Raw genomic sequence first — 17,704 nt, forward strand, 5'->3', positions numbered from 1 at the left:
AGTGCATACAACAATGGCACAATATCAGATTTACACGAAATGTATGCTATTTAATTGACTTTTGCAATACCCTGCTGCGAATAAGTCGCCTTTTGTTGTGATCGTGTTCTCACAGTACAAAGCAGAGATTCGGTATCGAGCCCCTTAAAGATGCTGAACATAACTCGCCAGTAGTCCGCGTAATTGTGGCTCCAGTTGTCCGGTTTGACACCACACATAGCAGCTAAGTCCTGTTGCTGATAAACATCACGACCAGCCAGTTCCGCTTTCACATCCTGCGCCGCCAGCCATATCAACTGATGCAACCGGTCGATGGTCTTCTTCGCCACCCTCTTCCCGGCCAGTTGCTGGCTGAACTGTTGCCAACCCCACTGAGTGATTTCCACCTGATAGCACCAGCGCACGTTCTCGCTGTAGTTCCATAGCAGCCAGGCCTTTTGGTGTTCTTCGAGTGACATCAGCGCGCGGCGCCACGATGCCGTTGAATATTCGACCGGTTTCACCAAGGGAATATGCGAACCCTTGGCATGCGACTGCTTGCCGGGTATTGGTGGGTTATCCAGAGTTATCATTTTCTCGGTTACTTCATCAAACACACGGAGCTTCTTACGTTTAAACGTTCCCGTATCAAACTGTGCGTTCTCCAGCCAGGCCATTAACTGCCCTTTAGTCGCCCCACTCAAATCGGCGGTTGCCATAATCAGCTGCTGGCGGACATATTCCAAATATTGTGCTGTCATGCAGCCTCCTGCTTTTTCAGTACGCGTAAGTCGGCCAGGGCGGTGAGCCTGATTACCTTCAGTTCTTCGACCGTCCACCGATGCGGGGTGTTATTGTTCTCGAGCGACAGCACAACTTCTTCGCCATACAGAACCACCAGCGCGGCGCGGTATGCTTCGATGTTTCCAGATTTGTAGACGTTGCAGACGTCGCACTGGAGATGGATGTTGATGCGGGTGAAGCGCAGATGCCCAGCGGCTGCCGTGGTCCGGTAATGGCCAGCATGCCAGGCGAACGCCGTTTTCGTTCCGCAGGAAATGCAGCCCAGCCCTTCTGCCAGTTCGGTCTCGCGACAGATGTCGTTTACTGCGCGCTGCGTCAGGTCCACCCAGTGCTTCAGCGGCTTAACTGCAGCTTTACGCTGGCGCCAGGCGGCACGCTCTTTCTTCTCAGTAGCACGCTGTCTGGCGGACTCTTTGCGCTGTGCATCTTCACGGGCTTTTCTGGTCTGCTCTTTGCCAACAGCGCTGGCGCACTCATAACCGCAAACCGTCTGCGTATCGCGTACCGGGTGGAACCACTGGCGGCATTCTTTATTGGCGCACTTGCGGCGCGGTAGCTTAGCCATCCTCACCCCCACGCCCTGTTTTGCCAGACCTTACTCGGGCGCGGCGCTTTCTCGCTTTCCGGCAACTGCACACTGATAGTCCAGGTGATGTTGTCGCGATTCAGGCTGCGTTCTACCGTGGCGCCACGACGGCGGTAACTGGCCACCAGCTCGTCGGCCTGCTCGGTTGTGCATTCGTGATGATGAAACCATGAGTATTTCATCGCCATCACCCCGCGAAGCTCATGAGCTGCGAGGCGGCGTTTTCCGCTTCACGCTGGTCCTTGAATGCCCGGGACAATACCCAGCGCCACAGAACATCGAGCGCAGCTTTGTACAGCTGCTGGAACTCGGTTTCATCCATGTTGGCAAAGGCAATACTGCGAGGATGTTTGCGAAGGGTGCCGTCAGGAAGCTGGATAGCGTCGTAGTGGCCAGATTCGACAATTACCCAGGAACGGTACGCATCATAGGATTTGCAGAGACTGATGCTACCGGTGCGCTTATCAGCGATACGATCGAGATACTGCTCAGCCGCATCCAGCAGTGCGGTTTCACTACCACCAAATGAGGCAAGGAACTTCGCATAGCCGGTTACCAGCTTGCGCTCATTGGAAGAGATCGCCCCGCCGGTTGGTTCCCAGTATTCGAAACCGAGATTGAGTAACGCAAAGAATCGACGATGGAATGCCGGGTTACGTACCTGCCGGAACTCAGCCACCAGTACGGCGCCGAGCTTGATTTTTGATTGCAGAATATCACTGGTCTCGGGCGTAGCCGGGATCAGGATTCCTGAGGACTGCTTGATTAGTTGTAGCTGCGCCATGGTGTTCTCCGTGGCGCATCGTGGTCAGGTTATCGGGTGTTCAGTCCGATATAAACATTATGCTATTCAGGTACTAAAAAGGTCAAATACTGGCTGATAGCTCCTTGATCATCTCTATCAGTGTGTCGCGTGACGCGATGCGCTCATCCGTCTGAAGGCGCTTGTGCCCAATGTCAAAACCATCAACATTTAACAGCACTCGATCTCCTGACTTGAGCCTAAACGAGCCTGCTACCGATCCATCGGAACGCCTAACGAGATCGTAAATATCACCTCCATCAGAACAAACCTCGGCCACATCAACCCCCTTCTTTGCTATCAACAAATTTCACTCTTCCAGCTGGGAAAAATTCACTTCACAAGTCCACCATATCAAATGGCGCAAATTTCCTAATAGGTTGGCCGAAAGAAAAATAAAACTTTTTACTGCAACACCTTAACTATACCTTAAAACAACTGTATGTATAAACAGTATTTATCTGTTTAGACTAAGTCTGCACAAAAAATCACGGTTACGCAATAGTCTTTATCTCACTGATTTTAAATAAAGTTTATCGCTACCTTTATGCAAACAATGATGCTTGCGTTTAACAATAACTCATGGCAAAAATGACGCCGCTAAATGCCTGAGTGCATTGCTTCGACACTGCTCGTCATGGAGTGACGCCAGAATCCGTCAGATTTAAACGTGGTTTTGAATGAAGTGTATTGCCAGGTGGGTTATCTTTTTGTGCTGTGGTTGTTAACAGCAATCAATCAATTTATTGGATTAATGTTCGTGATATCGATCGATTTTTTCGATCAATACAAAACTAAAAAACCCGCCGAAGCGGGTCTGTATTATTTCTTCTCATCGCTGTAACGACGCGCGTTATCGTAAAGGTTCGTGCACATAGAAACACCCCAGTCTGTTTGGAGTACAACTAATATCATTTGAGTGAAGAATGTACAACCGCCTGTTTAGGGGCTTCCTTCTCAACTTTTGCGGTTATTTCTTCTCGTTCTGAGAAGCCATATCCAGATAACGTGGATCGGATGCTTTTGGCAGTGTCAGGCTCAGTTCACGATAATGGCGCACTCGTTCCATGAAGTATTCACGCAGATGCTCCGGCTGTTCTCTCGCTACCTGTTCGGCAACCACTGGCTGATTGAGTCGCTCTTTGTACGCAACGCCGGATGCAGCAAGGTCAACACTTACCTTGTCCTGCTCTTCTTTCGATTTTGCTGCGATGTTGAAATCAGACATTAGTCTGCAGTTCTCCCACGCCATCGTTTATTGCTGTCAGATATCCGATTGGTATCTATGGATTCGACAATCCCTTCCCCAAAACGAAGTGCGTTAGCTCTATCTAAAGCTTTTTTTGCGCCAACCTTACCACCTTTAAACCCCTTCCTCCCCTTATTCTTGCGCTTACTAATGCGTAACTTCGCAGCCAACTGCGCCTTAGCCTCTGTTCTCGATTCTGGTTTGGTATTTATTAATTCAACATCCAATTGATGCTGCTGCTTAGGAGAAAGCTTCACTTTTTTCATTGATACCATCCGAAAATTAGGTACGTTCTTATCATAGAATAAAAGGCCCCTAAGGGCCTTGATTTATATCTATGCTAAATCTCGTCCGCTTGACGCCCATCACTTCAGCACCTGCTGGGGTGCTGCTGCGAGCATGGCCTTCCATACGCTCTGGAATGATTCATTCTTCATGTTCTGCTTAGCCCCCTCCTTCAACATGTCCATGGTTGCATCAATCGGCACCATAACCCAACCATCCGGAGTTACCGGATAGTTGCCAGCCTGAAGCATGACGGCGCAGTGGTTCCACCAGGCAGCTCTAATGATGGCATCACCAATGCTCATGTCGGGATTCTGACGACACAGTTCCTCCCAGTGCTGTACTGGAAGCTGAAGCGGAGCTGGCTCAGTACCAAACGATGCAATAGCCCCATCAATCACCTTCACAGCATCAGCCATTGCGTAGCCGAGATTACCGCCGTCGCTTTGTGCGGATGCTTTGCTGAGTATTTCGCGTATCTGGTGCAGGCGATCGAGTGATACAGGACCGTGCGCCGGGTGGTTGTTAGTTGTCATGGGTTAGTCCTCAGCCAGCCGTGCTTTCTACTTGATTCGGGAAAGTCAGCACATCATCAAAAAGTGCACCTATGCGCCCAGCACTGGGAATAAACTCACCCCCGCGTGACTCTACTTCGTTGAAAATATCGTCATAAAGCGTCACATCAAACAGGCTCACATCACAATCGCCAGTAGTGGCAAATGCAATGCGGTCGCTCGGACATTGAGCCAACAGCTTATTGAGTTTCTTTACCCAGGCTTTTTCTGCTGGTGTCAGTTTTGCCTTTGCCATCTCACTCCCCCTTCACGCCAATGCCAGCGGCGGTGCGTTCAGCTTCACTTTGTTCCCAAAACCACTTGTGAAGCGCCATCAACTCTTCGTCAATCGGTGCATATTTGCGGTCAAAGTAGGCCTGAGCATCTTTCTCAGATTCGTCAGGCAATTCACCAGGCCCAAACAGCGTGTTATAAATCCATGACAGCCCGTTCTTAGCGTCACCAGTTGCCTGCCATTCGATAATCGCTGCCTGCATGACCAGAATGTTCTTCCCGATTAACAGGTCCAGTTCTTTGTGCCGGTTGCGGATGTATGCATTCTCCGCCGCCAGCTCCCTGCACTTGCTCTCGGCGTTAGCGAGCTGTACTGCAAGGTCTGCGTTTTGTGATTGCAGCTCTTCGATACCAGCTTTTGCAATATCACTGGCCTTTTCAACTACACCCATTAGCTCGTTAATCGCAGTCAGTTTTGATTGCTGCAATGCACATTTTTGCTCTAATTCTTCGTATGTTGGTTTCATGCTGATGCTCTCCCGTAAAACGCCAGTACTCGCTGCATCGCCGGACTTGTGCGGCAAACTGATGTGACCATGTTTTTGCTCATGTTCGATTTGATCTGCTTGATGTTCAGCTCCCCGCCGGGCTGAAGTGAATAGACCGGGCGATGCGGCTCGCCAGTGCGGATTACTACCGCTCTGCGTACCAGGTGAAGCAGCAGGTTGTGTGCCTTCTTGCAGTCACATCCCAGCAGGTTCTGAACCTGACGTGGCGTGATAGTCCGGTTAACCCGAAGGAAATCGACGATTGCCCAAAGTGATTTACTTGCCATAGTGATTTCCCCCATTAGACCAGACCGGCGTTTTTGCGTTGTTTGTACTGAGCCATCAGCATTTCTGCAGGCGTTGGGCCAGTAGCTGCTTTCGGCGCTGAAAGTGCGCGACGGATTGGCGGTACCGGCTTCCCGGACAGTGCTCGCTTTTCCCAGTCATGCAGGATGTCGCCAGCGGATCGGATAAGTTCCTTCTCACTGAACTGTCCCTCTGTTCCACGACGACGAAGCTCCAGGCAGACGTGGTAATACAGCGGGTTTTTATCCTTCCATGGGAACTGCTCACTAGTCGGATAGCGAAAAACAAGTTTCCGCCAGCGCCAGTATTCGCTCATGATGTCGTCCACACTGACACCCAGCGCACCACTCCCCTCACGGCACCATGAAATAAACTGACCCGGAGACGGCCAGAACGGTGACTGGCTGGATCGGGCTTTCTGCATCCCGGCGGAAAGTTGCTCACGAGAGGTGATGCCTGACTCAGCAAAAGCCGCGATCCATTGCTGCTTTGCAACGCGAATATCAGCGTCAGTACGTAGGTTCGTCTGAGTGGATGCCGGGAATACCTGCATGAGGTTTTCAAAAAGCATATCCACCAGCTTTTCAGCGTCAGCGTTAACAACCTTGCGTCCGTCGTAAGAATCTCCAGCCATGCGCGATAGCATTTCGCTGTCGCGATTCTGAATTGCACGATAAAGATCCGGGGTCATAAAAATTTCTCCCATGCTTCAGGACTGTTCCAGTGCGGGCCAGTTTCGGATTTGTTTGCGCTGACATCTGTGCGTGGCTTACGGGTAGTGTCTTCGCTGTGAAGGGTTAACGTGTCCCACTTGGCGCGGAGCTTTGCGGGGGAGAGAATGTTTTTGTACCAGAACGAGTCTTTGCAGGCCCATCGGAACAGCTCACAAATCTCTTTGTGGGTGCGTCCGTCCAGTTGGCGCATCAGGCGTATATCATTCGCCCAGCCAGCCATATTCGGTTTTTTCAGGGATGGTTTGGTGATGTCGCGCAGCGCCAGCATCCACTCTGCACAACGGAGATCGTCAGATGTCCCCCACTTGTCACCTTTCGGAGTCTGGACAGCTGCATCAGGAACAATTTTTGAAATTCTCTGACGTACATTAAATACGTTAGTATTTAATATTACTTCTTGTTCATGATTCTCGGGCTTAAGCGCGCCCTTATGCTCGGGGTTATGCTCGGCACCCACTCCCGAAGCCTCGCCATTGTTGGGTTCGTTATGCGCGGTGCTATGCTCGCTGTTATGCGCGGCGTTATGCGCGGGTAAATCGTCCGTTTTTTGAGCGTAATGCACGAAATTTGTGATGGTAATTACAGTGCCTTTTCTCTTCTCGCCAGCGGTTGAAATCATCCCTTCTTTCACGAAAAGAGACAGCATTCGATCCACTGCATGACGGCTTGTTGGCTCCCCATTTCGGTCGCATAATTTCATCCCGAGATCTGCCGACGTGGTCACCAGTTGTCCGGTTTGTAATGGCCACTGCCGGCCTTTAAAGTTTGCCGTGTAGGGCTGGCGGGCGGCGCCCAACAGAAGGTTCTCCCATAGCGTGCGCAGGAAGACATCTTTAGCCCAGGGCTTCTTCAGTACACCCCGGTACAACGGGATGAATCCGGTCTTCTGGTTCTCCATCCGGTTGCTCCTGACGGCGGTACGCGCCGCAAAATCGGCGTAGGCGACATTCGACATAGCTATGCCTCCCTTGCCTGGTATTTTGAAAAACTCTTTGTCATAATGACCTCGCAATGAGTACGCAACGAATTGCACCTGAAAGCCGTTGGTGTTCGCGCACCGCGGCTTTCGCCATTTTTGAACCCGTCATACAACCCCCAGCATCATCTGCACCATCTCCATCAATGGACCGGTTAAACCAGGGTCAACGCGGTACATCTCCACAATCCCTTCGCTCAGTTCTTTCAGCTTTTGATGGCGTGGCGCATCCATCGCGACAGCTATCTTTGCTTCGCTGGTTTCTTTCTCCATACGCGCCAGGCGAGCCATGATGTTGTCTTCTGGCAGCAGACGGTTGCGGTATTCAATCGGCAGAACGGCGAGTATTGCTGGAGTCAGCTGGCGAACGTTCTCGCGATACCGCTCGCTGTTGAAATGGTTGTCAAGGAAGCGGAAAAGCTTCTGGCGCTTTCGGCAGAGGTCGTCAGGGAAAGTGATCTCATCACCACCCTGCGCCTGGTACTCTTCGATGATCAGAGCAGTGACTACGTCCTGACCATCGGTGCCAGCCCAGGAGCGAACCGCATCACGAATATCTTCATGGCTTGGCCTCCTGCGCGCTTGAGCGCGATTTATCATTACCCCTTGAGTAATGTCGCTATCATTCTGATAAGTAAGTGTCTGCATGGTTAAGCCTCCTAACGTGGCAAACCATCTGTTGGGTTAGGGTAAATATCACTACGGACCTCATGCGGAGTGATTTTCCAATCGAGTAAACGGCAAATTGGAAGCACGCGGTGCGCAGGAACCTCGTGGTTTAACCAAAGGCTGACCGCTTGAGACGTAGTGCCAAGATTTTTCGCTATTTCTGTTTGCGTCATAACCGCACATACACGTTGTTTAATGGAATTTGTCATATGCAATCCTCGGATATTGAAATTCAAGATTACAACATGAAAAAAATATTTTCAATCCTGAATGAAAATAATCTTTGCAATGCGGAATGAAAGGCTACCTTGTAGAATGGAAGACATGAAAAAAGCACCCAACGAAGCGTTTGCCTACCGACTTCAGCTCGTCAGAGATGAGTTCGGTTGGAACATGTCAGATATAGCCCGGAGAGCGATGGTTACTCCCCAGGCAGTGCAGCAATGGGCCAAAGGAGAGTCAGCTCCAAGAGGTGAGCGCTTAAAGCGTCTCGCTGCAGCTGCTGGAAAGCCCGAACATTGGTTTTTCATGCCACCAAATACCGAAGGTGAAGATGCTGGGGTGCATGAGCCACCGCGGCAACTGGATGAAAAAGAAATCGCACTGCTTACGTTGTTCAATCAAATGCCAGAAGCTGAAAAGCTACGTTTGATAGTGCATGCCAAAGCTACCCTGAGAGAGCTTGATCTCCTCAAAGATGATGTATCTAGCATCATTCAAAGTATTCAGAAGTAAAATCCTACTCCCTTCTTTTTAATGCAATCAGTCAGTTGATTGCATTTTCACGCCATCAATTGAAATTATTATTTTCATTTCGCTTGCATATTGCAATTTTCATTTGTATTGTTACTGGCATCGACAACAAGCGCATCGTTGTCAGGTTCAAGAAACGTTCCGCCAGCCCGGCGACAAGGGCAAATAGGGGATTGAGATGAAAGGTAATACGAAGAAAACAGGCATGTACGGATTTGGGGCGTGCTGGGCACGCGGGATCGAATCACGCCAGAAACTGATGCAACTGCCAAGTTCACGGCAGGATGGTGGTAAGGGTATTAACGCCCCGGAATATAAGCACACACGTCGGGCGCAAGAGCGATTTAACAAAACAGGCGGAATTCCTCGCGGCAGAGCCTACGCGAAAATGTACCGCCTGGGATATCGAAGCGAGTGCCGAAAAGATTTTACTCGAGGGATTCAATAAGTTTCAGAGGCGTAACCGACTCCAAAGGCACGAGGTTTTCAGGGAAGTAATTATCGGAAACGGTCTTGTTCAATCTGGAAATGATATCTGGTGCTGGATTGTTAGTTACAAGCGCGTTTACAGACTCTGAAAGCTTATACCAGCCGTCCTTTTCGCAGGTGTAGATATAACACGGAACCGAAGTTCCGAGCGTAGGGGAAAGAGTCTGATGTTTAGAAACAATGGCATCACTCTCGCAAATGGGACACTTAATTTTTTTCCCGGTCATCGGTATTTCCTTGCTGGCTGTGTGAGAACTACCAGCATAACACCACCGAGCCTGAAGTGGATAAAAGACAGGCATAACAAGGAGATCAATATGATTGATTTTGCCAGAAGACCAACCCGGCAGCAGGCCGTAAAGCTGAACCGGGTAGAAGTGATTATTCGTCGTTTCTGTTATCTGCTTGCGCAGAAGGGAAATCCTGATGTGTAACTCAACCAAATGCGGTTACTGCGGAAAACCGATTAAACCGGAAGAATTAGTCAAAAGTACCCTTCTCTATCTCAACGGCTCACAGCTGGCGCGCAAAGAGAAAGTGTACTGTTCCAGACGTTGCGCTTCGCACGACCAGATGGCTCACGAAGGCTAACGTAAAACCCGCGCAAGGCGGGATCTACGTCCGGTGGTACCGACCAAAGTTACACCGGAATTTATACCAAACCAAAAACACACCCAATGGGCGCTATCAATGGTCCGGGGATTCTAACACCCAAAAAAGAGGATCTCACATGGAATTCTTTTATGTAGCCAAGGCTACTCAGAAATCCGGCAAGCAAGACGCAGTGGTCTGGTTCACTGCGAAAACCGAGGCTCGCGCCAACCTGATGCTGGATGTTGCACTGGAAGATGCTGGCATCGAAACGGGTCGCGGCAAGGACTATGCCAAACCGATTCGCACTGATTTCCCGGTTGTTGATGGCCTGCCGGAAGAAGGTAAAGTTGATTTCACATGGTGTGAGCGTTACGAACTTCAGGATGATGGTCGCACCTGGCTGCCAAAAGCCGCTGGTAAATCTACTGGCTCCGTTGAAGCCACTACCCCTGCCACTGTGGAAACCACCAATGAAGTAGCGACTGCTGACGAGATTGTATCGTTAGAAAACCGCACTCCAGCAGTCCGTTTTGCCTTCCACCTGATGAGCGGTAAATACCAGACTCACGTCACCAAAGAGCAACAGCTGGTTGCCAGCGAAATGTCACTGGACGAAGGCAATATCTATCTCCAGAACCTGCTGCTGGCTAAAAATGATGTACCTGAAGTTGGCGAACTCAGCCTGAATGCTGAGTGGAAAATGATTCAGGCGATTAAAGACATATTCGAACATGGTGAAGAGCACGAACTTGAAGTGATCGCTGCTTTCATGTCTGACTGGGTGAACGCAGAAGCAGGTGATCGCAATCAACTGGTTGAAGACTGGCGCAGTGGAAAGTTTCCTCTGCTCAAAACTGAAACCACCAGCGTTGGTGATGAAGTCGGTCCCGAAGAACAATCTCAGCAGCCAGATCAGCCGAACCTGATCGTCGTAGCCACCCTGCCATTCCGTCAGCGTGTACTGGCTCAGTTCATCGGTGATGGTGAATATCTCTATCACATCGACGCTGGGCAGAAAAACGAGATTGTCCGCCTTGAGATGGATACTGATGACACGTACATCCAGAACCTGTTGCTGGCTGCAGAGAATGTGGAAGCATTCAAAAAAGCCATTGAGCACGATATTCATAAGGTCGTGAATGCCGTTAAGAAAGTCTTCTCTGTCGACGGTAAAAAACCGGAGCTGGCAACAGTTATCCAGTTCCTGACGGTGTGGTTCAAAACTGAATACATCGATCGCGGCCTGCTGGTCAAGGAATGGCAGAAAGGCAACCGTGTTGCGCAGATTCAACGCACTGACGTCAAAACCAATGCTGGCGGTGGAAATAAGACCGATCGCAATACCGACTACGTCCACACACTGGACACTCTGGATGTTGAAATTGCGCTGGCCACCTTGCCAATGGATTTCAATATCTACGACATTCCTGGTGGGGTCTACCGTCGCGCTAAAGAGATTGTCAGCAAGAAAGAAAGTCCGTTTAGCGAATGGTCTGAGGCGCTGCGCAAAACCGCTGGCATCCTGGACTATTCACGCGCCGCCATCTTTGCACTCATCCGCGGCACATCATCCGAATTGGTTAACTTTCCTGGGCGGTTGCGGGCATATATCAATGCCAATCTAACCGAAAATGACCACTCAAACCCCTCAGAAGAAACGCTAGCTGATGCTGGTCATGCGCCGGACGTCAGTTGGGAAAATGAGGTTAATGAGCAGGTCGCTGCGGAGCAGAAAACAGCAGCGAAACAGCCACAAATCGCCAACATGGGCAACGGCGTATTCTCCATTGATGGCCTGATGGGTGATCAACAAACACATACAGATGACCGTTCACCAGTTAATGAGGACACCACCAGCAATGTGCAGATGGAAGAAGCTGTCAGTGATGAAGAACAGGCTGGTAATGAAGTGCAGTCAGGCGAAAGCAATCTGGAAACTGGTGAAGAGTCACATACCGGCCAGCAAGCCGATGTGAACCAGAATACGGATTCTGTCGCCCATAATAGCGATTCTGTAAACCAAACCGAACCGGTTTCGGCACAAACCGAGCCAGAAACGCAATCAGACGAACCGGCTGTTGTGTACCCTGCTTACTTCGAACCTGGCCGTTATGAAGGTCTGCCGAACGAGGTTTACCACGGCGCCAACGGCATCAGCTCCACGCAGGTGAAAGACGCGCGCGTGTCCCTGATGTACTTCAATGCCCGCCACGTAGAGAAGACCATCGTCAAAGAGCGCTCTCCGGTGCTGGACATGGGCAACCTGGTGCATGCGCTGGCGCTGCAACCAGAACAACTGGACGCCGAATTCAGCGTTGAACCTGTAATCCCGGAAGGTGCGTTCACCACGACGGCAACGATCCGCGCGTTTATCGATGAGCACAACGCTAGCCTGCCGGCGCTGCTGTCTGCCGACGACATCAAAGCGCTGCTGGAAGAATACAACGCCACCCTGCCGCCGCAGGTGCCGCTCGGCGCTTCGCTTGAAGAAACCGGACAGAGTTACATGGCGCTGCCCGCGGAGTTCCAGCGAATTGAAGATGGCCAGAAACAAACCGCAGCGGCGATGAAAGCCTGCATCAAAGAATACAACGCCACCCTGCCGCCGCAGGTGAAAACCAGCGGTAGCCGTGACGCGCTGCTCGAGCAACTGGCAATCATCAATCCTGACTTGGTTGCACAGGAGGCGCAGAAGCCCCAACCACTGAAAGTGTCCGGTACCAAATCAGACCTGATACAGGCCGTGAAGTCTGTTAATCCGGACGCGGTCTTCGCCGACGAATTGCTGGATGCTTGGCGCGAGAATCCGCAAGGAAAAGTGCTGGTCACCCGTCAGCAACTGAGCACCGCGCTGGCCATTCAGAAAGCCCTGTTCCAACACCCAACTGCAGGCATGTTGCTTCAGCATCCGAGCCGCGCTGTTGAGGTGAGCTACTTTGGCTTTGACGACGAAACCGGTCTGGAAGTCCGCGTTCGTCCTGATCTGGAGATCGACCTGGACGGCGTTCGCATCGGTGCCGACCTGAAAACCATCAGCATGTGGAACATTAAACAGGAAGGTTTGCGCGCCAAACTGCACCGGGAAATCATCGACCGTGACTACCACCTGAGCGCCGCCATGTATTGCGAGACCGCGGCACTGGACCAGTTCTTCTGGATTTTCGTCAACAAAGACGAGAACTACCACTGGATCGCCATCATCGAGGCATCCGCCGAACTGCTGGAGCTAGGCATGCTCGAATACCGCAAGGCGATGCGCGCTATCGCTACCGGCTTTGACACTGGCGAATGGCCAGCGCCGATCACCGCTGATTACACCGACGAACTGAACGACTTCGACCTGCGCCGCCTTGAAGCGCTGCGTCTGGCTTAAGGGAGGATTTGACCATGCAAAATACCAACATCATTACGACTGAGCAGGCTCCTAACACCATTTCCGCCAGCAACGCTGTATTCAACGTGCAGGCGCTCGGCCAGCTTACCTCTTTCGCTGAATTGATGGCGCAGTCTGCCGTCACCGTCCCCAAACACCTGGCGGGGAAGCCCGCCGACTGTATGGCGATCGTCATGCAGGCTATGCAGTGGGGAATGAACCCATACGCAGTTGCCCAGAAAACGCACCTGGTCAACGGCGTTCTGGGTTACGAAGCGCAACTGGTTAACGCAGTGATTTCCAGTTCCAGCGCCATTATTGGCCGCTTCCATTACGAGTACGGCGGTGACTGGGAGAAGATCGCCGGGAAAAAAGACGGTCGTGATGAATTAGGTCTGTTTATCCGGGTTGGCGCCGTATTGCGCGGAGAAGAAGAAATCACCTGGGGCGAGCCAATCTACCTGGCAGATATCACCACACGTAACTCGCCACTGTGGAAAACAGCGCCGAAGCAGCAGATCGCTTATCTGGCAGTGAAGTACTGGGCTCGCCTGTACTGCCCAGAAGTCATCCTCGGCGTCTACAGTCCAGATGAAGTTGAGCCACGCACTGAGAAAGAGATTAACCCAGCACCGAAGCACGTTAACCTGGCTGATATCTCAGGTGACACCGTCACAACCACGCAAAGCGCACAGGAATCGTCGGTAAATATCGACTCACTGGCTGATGATTTCCGCGAACGCATCGATGCTGCTCAGGATGTTGATAGTGCAAAAGCACTGCGCGCTGATATCGAAAGCGCGAAGGCCACGCTCGGGTCTGCCCTGTTCACCGAGCTGAAGAATAAGGCAGTGAAACGCTATTACCTGGTTGATTCACGTAACAAGGTTGAAGCCGCGATCAACTCTCTGCCGTCTCCGGACGAACCGGATGCAGCTGAACGGTTTGGGGAAGTTGAGCGAGTTCTTGCAACGGCGAAACGTCATCTTGGCGACGAGCTGCACGATCAGTTCAGCATCACCCTGGCGGATATGAAACCGGAATACGTTGGCTAACTGGGTTGGGAGGGTTCGCCCTCCCACTGAGGAGATGTAATGCGACTAATTAACCGTGCAAATCAGCAATCCCCGTTAGCGCGTCAGGCATGCGATATCGCACTGGCCACTCATCACGAACGCTACGGCGACTATGGCCGCAGCAAGATGAAGGAGACGTACACGGTGAGAGTTGAAGGTGTGAAGGTCTGGGTGGAAGTGGTGAACCGTAAGGCGAGCTACGTGGCCACGGCGATGACAGGTATGCGCCGGTTGCGCGCCCTGCCAGGTCAGGTGAGTTGATAACGATTTTTCATTAACAGTTTTCCGGCGGCTCTATAATAAGTTGCCGGAAGCCGGAGGTAGTATGGCCAAGCTTCTTAATCTGCAGGAATGGGCGAATTCAACTTATTCAACCCCACCGTCTCTTTCAACACTTCGCCGCTGGGCGCGGGAGGGACGTATTTACCCTGCTCCGGAACTTCATGGCAAAGAATATAAGGTTCAGCCAGATGCCATCTATGTGGATCCGAGCAAAAAGAACCTTCGTCACAAAGCAAAACGCATATCGCTGCCAACTGGCGGCACTCTACTGGAGAGACTGACTCATGGCGAAAAGGCCTGTTCGTTACGACGCTAACCTGCCCCGTAACCTGACCTATCGTAAAAGAGACAGGCTTTATAGCTGGCGAAACCCGATTACCGGTCAAGAGCTATCTCTTGGCCGGATCGACAGAAAGGACGCCATTTCTCAGGCCATCGAAGTCAATAACTACATCGAACAGAATTACCTTCCGTCAGCGCTGCTGGACCGCATAAAGGAAACACCAACATTTACGGTGAAAGCGTGGCTTGAGCGCTACGAAGTAATTCTTGAGCGAAGAGAATTGAAGCCAAACACGATGAAGGTCAGGCGCAACCAGATCGCCACTATCAGTGATGAATTCGGACGTATGCCGCTATCGGCGGTCAGCACTAAGGATATATCTACTTTCCTTGAGAGTTACATACTCTGCGACAAGAAGAGCATGGCTTCCGGACTACGTTCGGTGTTGTTGGATATTTTCAGGGAAGCAATTGTCGAGGGGCATATTGAAAGGAATCCGGCTGAGCCGACAAGAACACCGACACCAAAAGTTAAGCGCGAGCGTCTTCTACTTGAACAGTTCGAGATAATAAGGGATGCCGCAACCGCCCATTCCGAATGGGCTGCAAACGCATGTGATCTGGCACTTGTCACCGGGCAAAGAAGAGAGGACGTATCGTTGTTCAGATTCAGCGATATCAGGGATGGAAGGTTGTTTGTCACGCAGGAAAAGACAGGTCACAAATTGGCGTTGCCACTTGATTTGCGACTGGACTCTGCTGATTTGGTGCTGCAGGATGTTATCGACCGTTGTCGTAAAAACAACCCGTCAGACTTCATGCTGTATTCAGCGGTGAGGCGTGGAGGCAGGAAGCCTGGTCCGTTAACTCCGGACGGAATTACCCAGGCATTTTCTGACATCCGGGATTCTACAGAGTTAAAGTTTGGCCCCAACCCTCCTCCTTTCCATGAGATCAGGAGCTTGGCGAGCAGGCTGTATGAAAGGGAGCGCGGAGAGGATTTCGCACAGAGACTGCTGGGGCATAAAAATTTAACAATGACCAAAAAATACCTGGACGCACGCGGTGCAGAATATGTTATGGTTTAGACAGGATATGGAAATTTCGAGTAATTTTCGTGGGATTTCGTGATGGCACCGAAAAAACACAACGAAAACAAGCACATAAAAAGAGACCGAATACGATTCCTGTATTCGGTCCAGGGAAATGGCTCTTGGGAGAGAGCCGTGCGCTAAAAGTTGGCATTAATGCAGGCTAAGTTACCCTGCCATTTAAGAATAGATGACAGCGCCAGGTTTTCCAGTCCGCGACTAAAGTGGCCGGAAAAAAAGGACGTCTGTTACGCATCCAAACGCGAAAACCGCAAGTTCTCCTGCGAGATCCTTGCGGTTTTTTATTGGAAATCAGAGCGCTACATCTGGCAATTAGCAGAGCTTTTCTGCACGCTCTACAAACGGTGCCAGGCTCATTTTTTCGCCCGGTTTCGCAGGATCATCGATCTGGATAATCTCGATCGGCTTTGCCGTGACTTTTCCGCTCTCCACCTGCTGTCTGGCGACATCATTCAACGGGTATTGCACCAGCGTACTGGGATTGATGACATACAGCGCGTTACCTGGACGGCAGGTCAGCATCACCTCTTCCCGATTAAACGCCCACTTATCTTTGCCAACCTCAAAACGGCTGACGGTAATGACCTGCGGCGCAGCCAGCGCGGCTCCGGAGCTTGCCAGGAGTAATAAAGAGATAATGATTTTTTTCATGCGTTTCGCCAGTCCATTAATCAGAAAGGTTCAAGGGTTGCAAACAGGCTGACAATCGCCAGCACAACGGCTCCTATACCCCATTCCAGCTTGGTCATCCAAATAAAATAGAGAGTCATGCCGCGGTTATCCTGCCGCATGCGTGGTACCAGAACATACCGATTCACCAGCGCAATCGCCACCATTAACATGACCAGGGCACCTTTTAACAAAAGCAGTCGCCCGTAAGCCATGTGCCAGGGAACAGAAAAACCGACAATAAACAGCGCATTCATAATACCGGTTAGTAAAACACCGATAACGAAAAGATGCCCATAGCGTGAGAAGCGCATCATGGTACTGATGGCCTGTTCCCGCCAGCGACCTTGCGCCATTCGCATACAGTAAAGTACGGGCAGCAAACCGCCGAACCAGGCGGCAGCGCATACCAAATGTAAGGCGTGGTTAACCTGCTGGATTGCGCCAGGGATACCGCTGTGCAGCGTCGCATGTCCGACGCCAGCCAGCAAAATAAACTGCGCAATTGTCAGCATTAACAGCAGTCGCGGCATACTGCGCGGCACCATGATGGTCACCACCAGCGTGACCAACGCGAGGATAATCTGCCATAACCAGACGCCGCCAAATTGCGTTTGCAACACGGCGAGCCAAACATCTGGAGAGACAACATCCCTCCAGCCTGAGCCCATTAACCCACCCTGAATCGCCAGCATCAGCGTCGCGCTGATAAAGCTCCACGTTGCAGCATGCCGTTGCAGACGTAAAAAACGACGCATCATTAAACGACGAACCGAAACGGGGGCCAGCCATGCGCCGTAAAGCGCACAGCCAAACACCAGCATCAAAGCGGTAAAATGGATAAACCGTAGTGCAACCCAGGTAAATGCCAGCATTGGTTATTTCACGCTAAAGGTATATTGCCCCTTCGTCTTGTGACCATCCACGGAGACAACGTGCCAGTCGACCGTATATTTTCCTGCTTCAAGCGTTTGATCAAGCGGAACAATCAGCTGCGTTTTGTCCTGCTCACTGCGCGATGCCTTGCCCGTTTTGATCTGTTCTTTGTTAGGACCGGTCAGCGTTGCACCGCTGAATCCCGGCTCTACGCCTTCAGAAAAATTCAGCGTCAACGCCTGAGGAGATGCCGCCACTTCAGCGTTAGCCGCCGGACTTTGTTTTGTGAGGTGGGCATGCGCCAATGCCGCAGGTGTTGCCAGAACGCTGGCGAGTACGATGAGCGCGTTGCGAAGCATAGATGCAGATGAAGCCATTTCAACTATTCCTTTTTGTTATGTCTAACCTGTAGAGAATAACCTTCTACAATGGTCGAGTCGAGAATCATCATTTCTGTCTTGCCATTAACGCA

General features: G+C 51.2%; 25 protein-coding genes and 1 pseudogene. 9 read left to right on the top strand and 17 right to left on the bottom strand.

The window, feature by feature from the left end:
- Window positions 1-50 precede the first annotated feature (50 nt).
- From OGY13_RS16765 to OGY13_RS16830, 14 genes are all read right to left on the bottom strand, one after another.
- The gene (locus OGY13_RS16765; protein WP_286637754.1) at window positions 51-740 is read right to left on the bottom strand and encodes a bacteriophage antitermination protein Q; all 690 of its coding nucleotides are present in this window, start codon (window positions 738-740) and stop codon (window positions 51-53) included.
- Window positions 737-1,348, bottom strand: coding sequence for a recombination protein NinG (locus OGY13_RS16770; RefSeq protein ID WP_286637757.1), 612 nt, complete (start codon window positions 1,346-1,348; stop codon window positions 737-739). The genes OGY13_RS16765 and OGY13_RS16770 overlap by 4 nt, the downstream gene beginning before the upstream one ends.
- 2 nt (window positions 1,349-1,350) lie before the next feature.
- Window positions 1,351-1,557 (bottom strand): hypothetical protein, encoded by a 207-nt coding sequence (locus OGY13_RS16775; protein WP_040233565.1) that lies wholly within the window; start codon window positions 1,555-1,557, stop codon window positions 1,351-1,353.
- The gene (locus OGY13_RS16780) at window positions 1,557-2,153 is read right to left on the bottom strand and encodes a DUF1367 family protein (RefSeq protein ID WP_286637761.1); all 597 of its coding nucleotides are present in this window, start codon (window positions 2,151-2,153) and stop codon (window positions 1,557-1,559) included. The genes OGY13_RS16775 and OGY13_RS16780 overlap by 1 nt, the downstream gene beginning before the upstream one ends.
- Window positions 2,154-3,141: 988 nt before the next feature.
- Window positions 3,142-3,399, bottom strand: coding sequence for a DNA polymerase III subunit theta (locus OGY13_RS16785; RefSeq protein ID WP_286637764.1), 258 nt, complete (start codon window positions 3,397-3,399; stop codon window positions 3,142-3,144).
- Window positions 3,399-3,686 (bottom strand): hypothetical protein, encoded by a 288-nt coding sequence (locus OGY13_RS16790; protein WP_286637766.1) that lies wholly within the window; start codon window positions 3,684-3,686, stop codon window positions 3,399-3,401. The genes OGY13_RS16785 and OGY13_RS16790 overlap by 1 nt, the downstream gene beginning before the upstream one ends.
- A gap of 99 nt (window positions 3,687-3,785) precedes the next feature.
- Window positions 3,786-4,241 (bottom strand): DUF550 domain-containing protein, encoded by a 456-nt coding sequence (locus tag OGY13_RS16795; RefSeq protein WP_286637769.1) that lies wholly within the window; start codon window positions 4,239-4,241, stop codon window positions 3,786-3,788.
- A 10-nt stretch (window positions 4,242-4,251) separates the two neighbouring features.
- Window positions 4,252-4,515, bottom strand: coding sequence for a hypothetical protein (locus tag OGY13_RS16800; protein ID WP_286637773.1), 264 nt, complete (start codon window positions 4,513-4,515; stop codon window positions 4,252-4,254).
- A gap of 1 nt (window position 4,516) precedes the next feature.
- Entirely contained in the window at window positions 4,517-5,020 is a 504-nt protein-coding gene (locus OGY13_RS16805) for an ead/Ea22-like family protein (RefSeq protein ID WP_286637776.1), read from the bottom strand.
- Window positions 5,017-5,328, bottom strand: coding sequence for a hypothetical protein (locus tag OGY13_RS16810; protein WP_286637777.1), 312 nt, complete (start codon window positions 5,326-5,328; stop codon window positions 5,017-5,019). The genes OGY13_RS16805 and OGY13_RS16810 overlap by 4 nt, the downstream gene beginning before the upstream one ends.
- Before the next feature lie 14 nt (window positions 5,329-5,342).
- Window positions 5,343-6,038 (bottom strand): replication protein P, encoded by a 696-nt coding sequence (locus OGY13_RS16815; RefSeq protein ID WP_286637779.1) that lies wholly within the window; start codon window positions 6,036-6,038, stop codon window positions 5,343-5,345.
- Window positions 6,035-6,979, bottom strand: a complete 945-nt coding sequence (locus tag OGY13_RS16820) for a phage replication protein O (RefSeq protein ID WP_502873538.1) — start codon at window positions 6,977-6,979, stop codon at window positions 6,035-6,037. Before OGY13_RS16820 ends, OGY13_RS16815 begins: the two co-directional genes overlap by 4 nt.
- A gap of 186 nt (window positions 6,980-7,165) precedes the next feature.
- Window positions 7,166-7,705, bottom strand: coding sequence for a toxin YdaT domain-containing protein (locus OGY13_RS16825; protein ID WP_286637784.1), 540 nt, complete (start codon window positions 7,703-7,705; stop codon window positions 7,166-7,168).
- Between the two features lie 11 nt (window positions 7,706-7,716).
- A complete protein-coding gene (locus OGY13_RS16830; protein ID WP_286637786.1) occupies window positions 7,717-7,935 on the bottom strand; it encodes a transcriptional regulator in 219 nt (72 codons plus the stop codon).
- A gap of 115 nt (window positions 7,936-8,050) precedes the next feature.
- Here OGY13_RS16830 and OGY13_RS16835 point away from each other — a divergent pair, with 115 nt between their 5' ends.
- From OGY13_RS16835 to OGY13_RS16875, 9 genes and pseudogenes are all read left to right on the top strand, one after another.
- Window positions 8,051-8,461 (top strand): helix-turn-helix domain-containing protein, encoded by a 411-nt coding sequence (locus tag OGY13_RS16835; protein WP_286637828.1) that lies wholly within the window; start codon window positions 8,051-8,053, stop codon window positions 8,459-8,461.
- A 196-nt stretch (window positions 8,462-8,657) separates the two neighbouring features.
- On the top strand, window positions 8,658-8,927 hold the full coding sequence (locus OGY13_RS16840) for a hypothetical protein (RefSeq protein ID WP_286637788.1): 270 nt from the start codon (window positions 8,658-8,660) through the stop codon (window positions 8,925-8,927).
- 355 nt (window positions 8,928-9,282) lie between these two features.
- A pseudogene (locus OGY13_RS16845) lies at window positions 9,283-9,402 on the top strand (hypothetical protein); the annotation flags it as partial.
- Window positions 9,395-9,559, top strand: a complete 165-nt coding sequence (locus OGY13_RS16850) for a YdaE family protein (RefSeq protein ID WP_286637791.1) — start codon at window positions 9,395-9,397, stop codon at window positions 9,557-9,559. The pseudogene OGY13_RS16845 and the gene OGY13_RS16850, both read left to right, overlap by 8 nt.
- 139 nt (window positions 9,560-9,698) lie before the next feature.
- On the top strand, window positions 9,699-12,935 hold the full coding sequence (locus OGY13_RS16855) for a RecE family exodeoxyribonuclease (RefSeq protein WP_286637793.1): 3,237 nt from the start codon (window positions 9,699-9,701) through the stop codon (window positions 12,933-12,935).
- A gap of 14 nt (window positions 12,936-12,949) precedes the next feature.
- Window positions 12,950-13,990 carry a RecT family recombinase gene (locus tag OGY13_RS16860; RefSeq protein ID WP_213752275.1) on the top strand — a complete coding sequence of 347 codons (1,041 nt, stop codon included), beginning with the start codon at window positions 12,950-12,952 and terminating at the stop codon, window positions 13,988-13,990.
- Window positions 13,991-14,029: 39 nt separating this feature from the next.
- Window positions 14,030-14,272 (top strand): DUF4060 family protein, encoded by a 243-nt coding sequence (locus tag OGY13_RS16865; RefSeq protein WP_019076930.1) that lies wholly within the window; start codon window positions 14,030-14,032, stop codon window positions 14,270-14,272.
- A gap of 64 nt (window positions 14,273-14,336) precedes the next feature.
- Window positions 14,337-14,609, top strand: a complete 273-nt coding sequence (locus OGY13_RS16870; protein WP_213752276.1) for an excisionase — start codon at window positions 14,337-14,339, stop codon at window positions 14,607-14,609.
- On the top strand, window positions 14,578-15,663 hold the full coding sequence (locus OGY13_RS16875) for a tyrosine-type recombinase/integrase (protein ID WP_213752277.1): 1,086 nt from the start codon (window positions 14,578-14,580) through the stop codon (window positions 15,661-15,663). Before OGY13_RS16870 ends, OGY13_RS16875 begins: the two co-directional genes overlap by 32 nt.
- Window positions 15,664-15,999: 336 nt before the next feature.
- Here OGY13_RS16875 and OGY13_RS16880 read toward each other — a convergent pair whose 3' ends face one another.
- Genes OGY13_RS16880 through yobA form a run of 3 tightly spaced genes read right to left on the bottom strand, consistent with a single transcriptional unit; the run spans window position 16,000 to window position 17,609 of the window.
- On the bottom strand, window positions 16,000-16,338 hold the full coding sequence (locus OGY13_RS16880; protein WP_032943770.1) for a YebY family protein: 339 nt from the start codon (window positions 16,336-16,338) through the stop codon (window positions 16,000-16,002).
- Between the two features lie 20 nt (window positions 16,339-16,358).
- A complete protein-coding gene (copD, locus tag OGY13_RS16885; protein WP_032943772.1) occupies window positions 16,359-17,231 on the bottom strand; it encodes a copper homeostasis membrane protein CopD in 873 nt (290 codons plus the stop codon).
- A gap of 3 nt (window positions 17,232-17,234) precedes the next feature.
- On the bottom strand, window positions 17,235-17,609 hold the full coding sequence (gene yobA / locus OGY13_RS16890; RefSeq protein WP_003833799.1) for a CopC domain-containing protein YobA: 375 nt from the start codon (window positions 17,607-17,609) through the stop codon (window positions 17,235-17,237).
- Window positions 17,610-17,704 lie beyond the last annotated feature (95 nt).

The sequence above is a fragment of the Citrobacter sp. Cpo045 genome (assembly GCF_030332875.1).
GTDB lineage: Bacteria > Pseudomonadota > Gammaproteobacteria > Enterobacterales > Enterobacteriaceae > Citrobacter > Citrobacter portucalensis.

Bases quoted from the DNA above. Each gene is read 5' to 3' on its own strand.
- OGY13_RS16780 (WP_286637761.1), bottom strand. From the start codon at position 2,153: ATGGCGCAGCTACAACTAATCAAGCAGTCCTCAGGAATCCTGATCCCG.
- OGY13_RS16820 (WP_502873538.1), bottom strand. From the start codon at position 6,979: ATGGAGAACCAGAAGACCGGATTCATCCCGTTGTACCGGGGTGTACTG.
- OGY13_RS16785 (WP_286637764.1), bottom strand. From the start codon at position 3,399: ATGTCTGATTTCAACATCGCAGCAAAATCGAAAGAAGAGCAGGACAAG.
- OGY13_RS16835 (WP_286637828.1), top strand. From the start codon at position 8,051: ATGAAAAAAGCACCCAACGAAGCGTTTGCCTACCGACTTCAGCTCGTC.
- OGY13_RS16855 (WP_286637793.1), top strand. From the start codon at position 9,699: ATGGAATTCTTTTATGTAGCCAAGGCTACTCAGAAATCCGGCAAGCAA.
- OGY13_RS16815 (WP_286637779.1), bottom strand. From the start codon at position 6,038: ATGACCCCGGATCTTTATCGTGCAATTCAGAATCGCGACAGCGAAATG.
- OGY13_RS16810 (WP_286637777.1), bottom strand. From the start codon at position 5,328: ATGGCAAGTAAATCACTTTGGGCAATCGTCGATTTCCTTCGGGTTAAC.
- yobA (WP_003833799.1), bottom strand. From the start codon at position 17,609: ATGGCTTCATCTGCATCTATGCTTCGCAACGCGCTCATCGTACTCGCC.
- OGY13_RS16775 (WP_040233565.1), bottom strand. From the start codon at position 1,557: ATGGCGATGAAATACTCATGGTTTCATCATCACGAATGCACAACCGAG.
- OGY13_RS16870 (WP_213752276.1), top strand. From the start codon at position 14,337: ATGGCCAAGCTTCTTAATCTGCAGGAATGGGCGAATTCAACTTATTCA.
- OGY13_RS16805 (WP_286637776.1), bottom strand. From the start codon at position 5,020: ATGAAACCAACATACGAAGAATTAGAGCAAAAATGTGCATTGCAGCAA.
- OGY13_RS16840 (WP_286637788.1), top strand. From the start codon at position 8,658: ATGAAAGGTAATACGAAGAAAACAGGCATGTACGGATTTGGGGCGTGC.
- OGY13_RS16830 (WP_286637786.1), bottom strand. From the start codon at position 7,935: ATGACAAATTCCATTAAACAACGTGTATGTGCGGTTATGACGCAAACA.
- copD (WP_032943772.1), bottom strand. From the start codon at position 17,231: ATGCTGGCATTTACCTGGGTTGCACTACGGTTTATCCATTTTACCGCT.
- OGY13_RS16795 (WP_286637769.1), bottom strand. From the start codon at position 4,241: ATGACAACTAACAACCACCCGGCGCACGGTCCTGTATCACTCGATCGC.
- OGY13_RS16850 (WP_286637791.1), top strand. From the start codon at position 9,395: ATGTGTAACTCAACCAAATGCGGTTACTGCGGAAAACCGATTAAACCG.
- OGY13_RS16860 (WP_213752275.1), top strand. From the start codon at position 12,950: ATGCAAAATACCAACATCATTACGACTGAGCAGGCTCCTAACACCATT.
- OGY13_RS16875 (WP_213752277.1), top strand. From the start codon at position 14,578: ATGGCGAAAAGGCCTGTTCGTTACGACGCTAACCTGCCCCGTAACCTG.
- OGY13_RS16825 (WP_286637784.1), bottom strand. From the start codon at position 7,705: ATGCAGACACTTACTTATCAGAATGATAGCGACATTACTCAAGGGGTA.
- OGY13_RS16770 (WP_286637757.1), bottom strand. From the start codon at position 1,348: ATGGCTAAGCTACCGCGCCGCAAGTGCGCCAATAAAGAATGCCGCCAG.
- OGY13_RS16800 (WP_286637773.1), bottom strand. From the start codon at position 4,515: ATGGCAAAGGCAAAACTGACACCAGCAGAAAAAGCCTGGGTAAAGAAA.
- OGY13_RS16790 (WP_286637766.1), bottom strand. From the start codon at position 3,686: ATGAAAAAAGTGAAGCTTTCTCCTAAGCAGCAGCATCAATTGGATGTT.
- OGY13_RS16765 (WP_286637754.1), bottom strand. From the start codon at position 740: ATGACAGCACAATATTTGGAATATGTCCGCCAGCAGCTGATTATGGCA.
- OGY13_RS16880 (WP_032943770.1), bottom strand. From the start codon at position 16,338: ATGAAAAAAATCATTATCTCTTTATTACTCCTGGCAAGCTCCGGAGCC.
- OGY13_RS16865 (WP_019076930.1), top strand. From the start codon at position 14,030: ATGCGACTAATTAACCGTGCAAATCAGCAATCCCCGTTAGCGCGTCAG.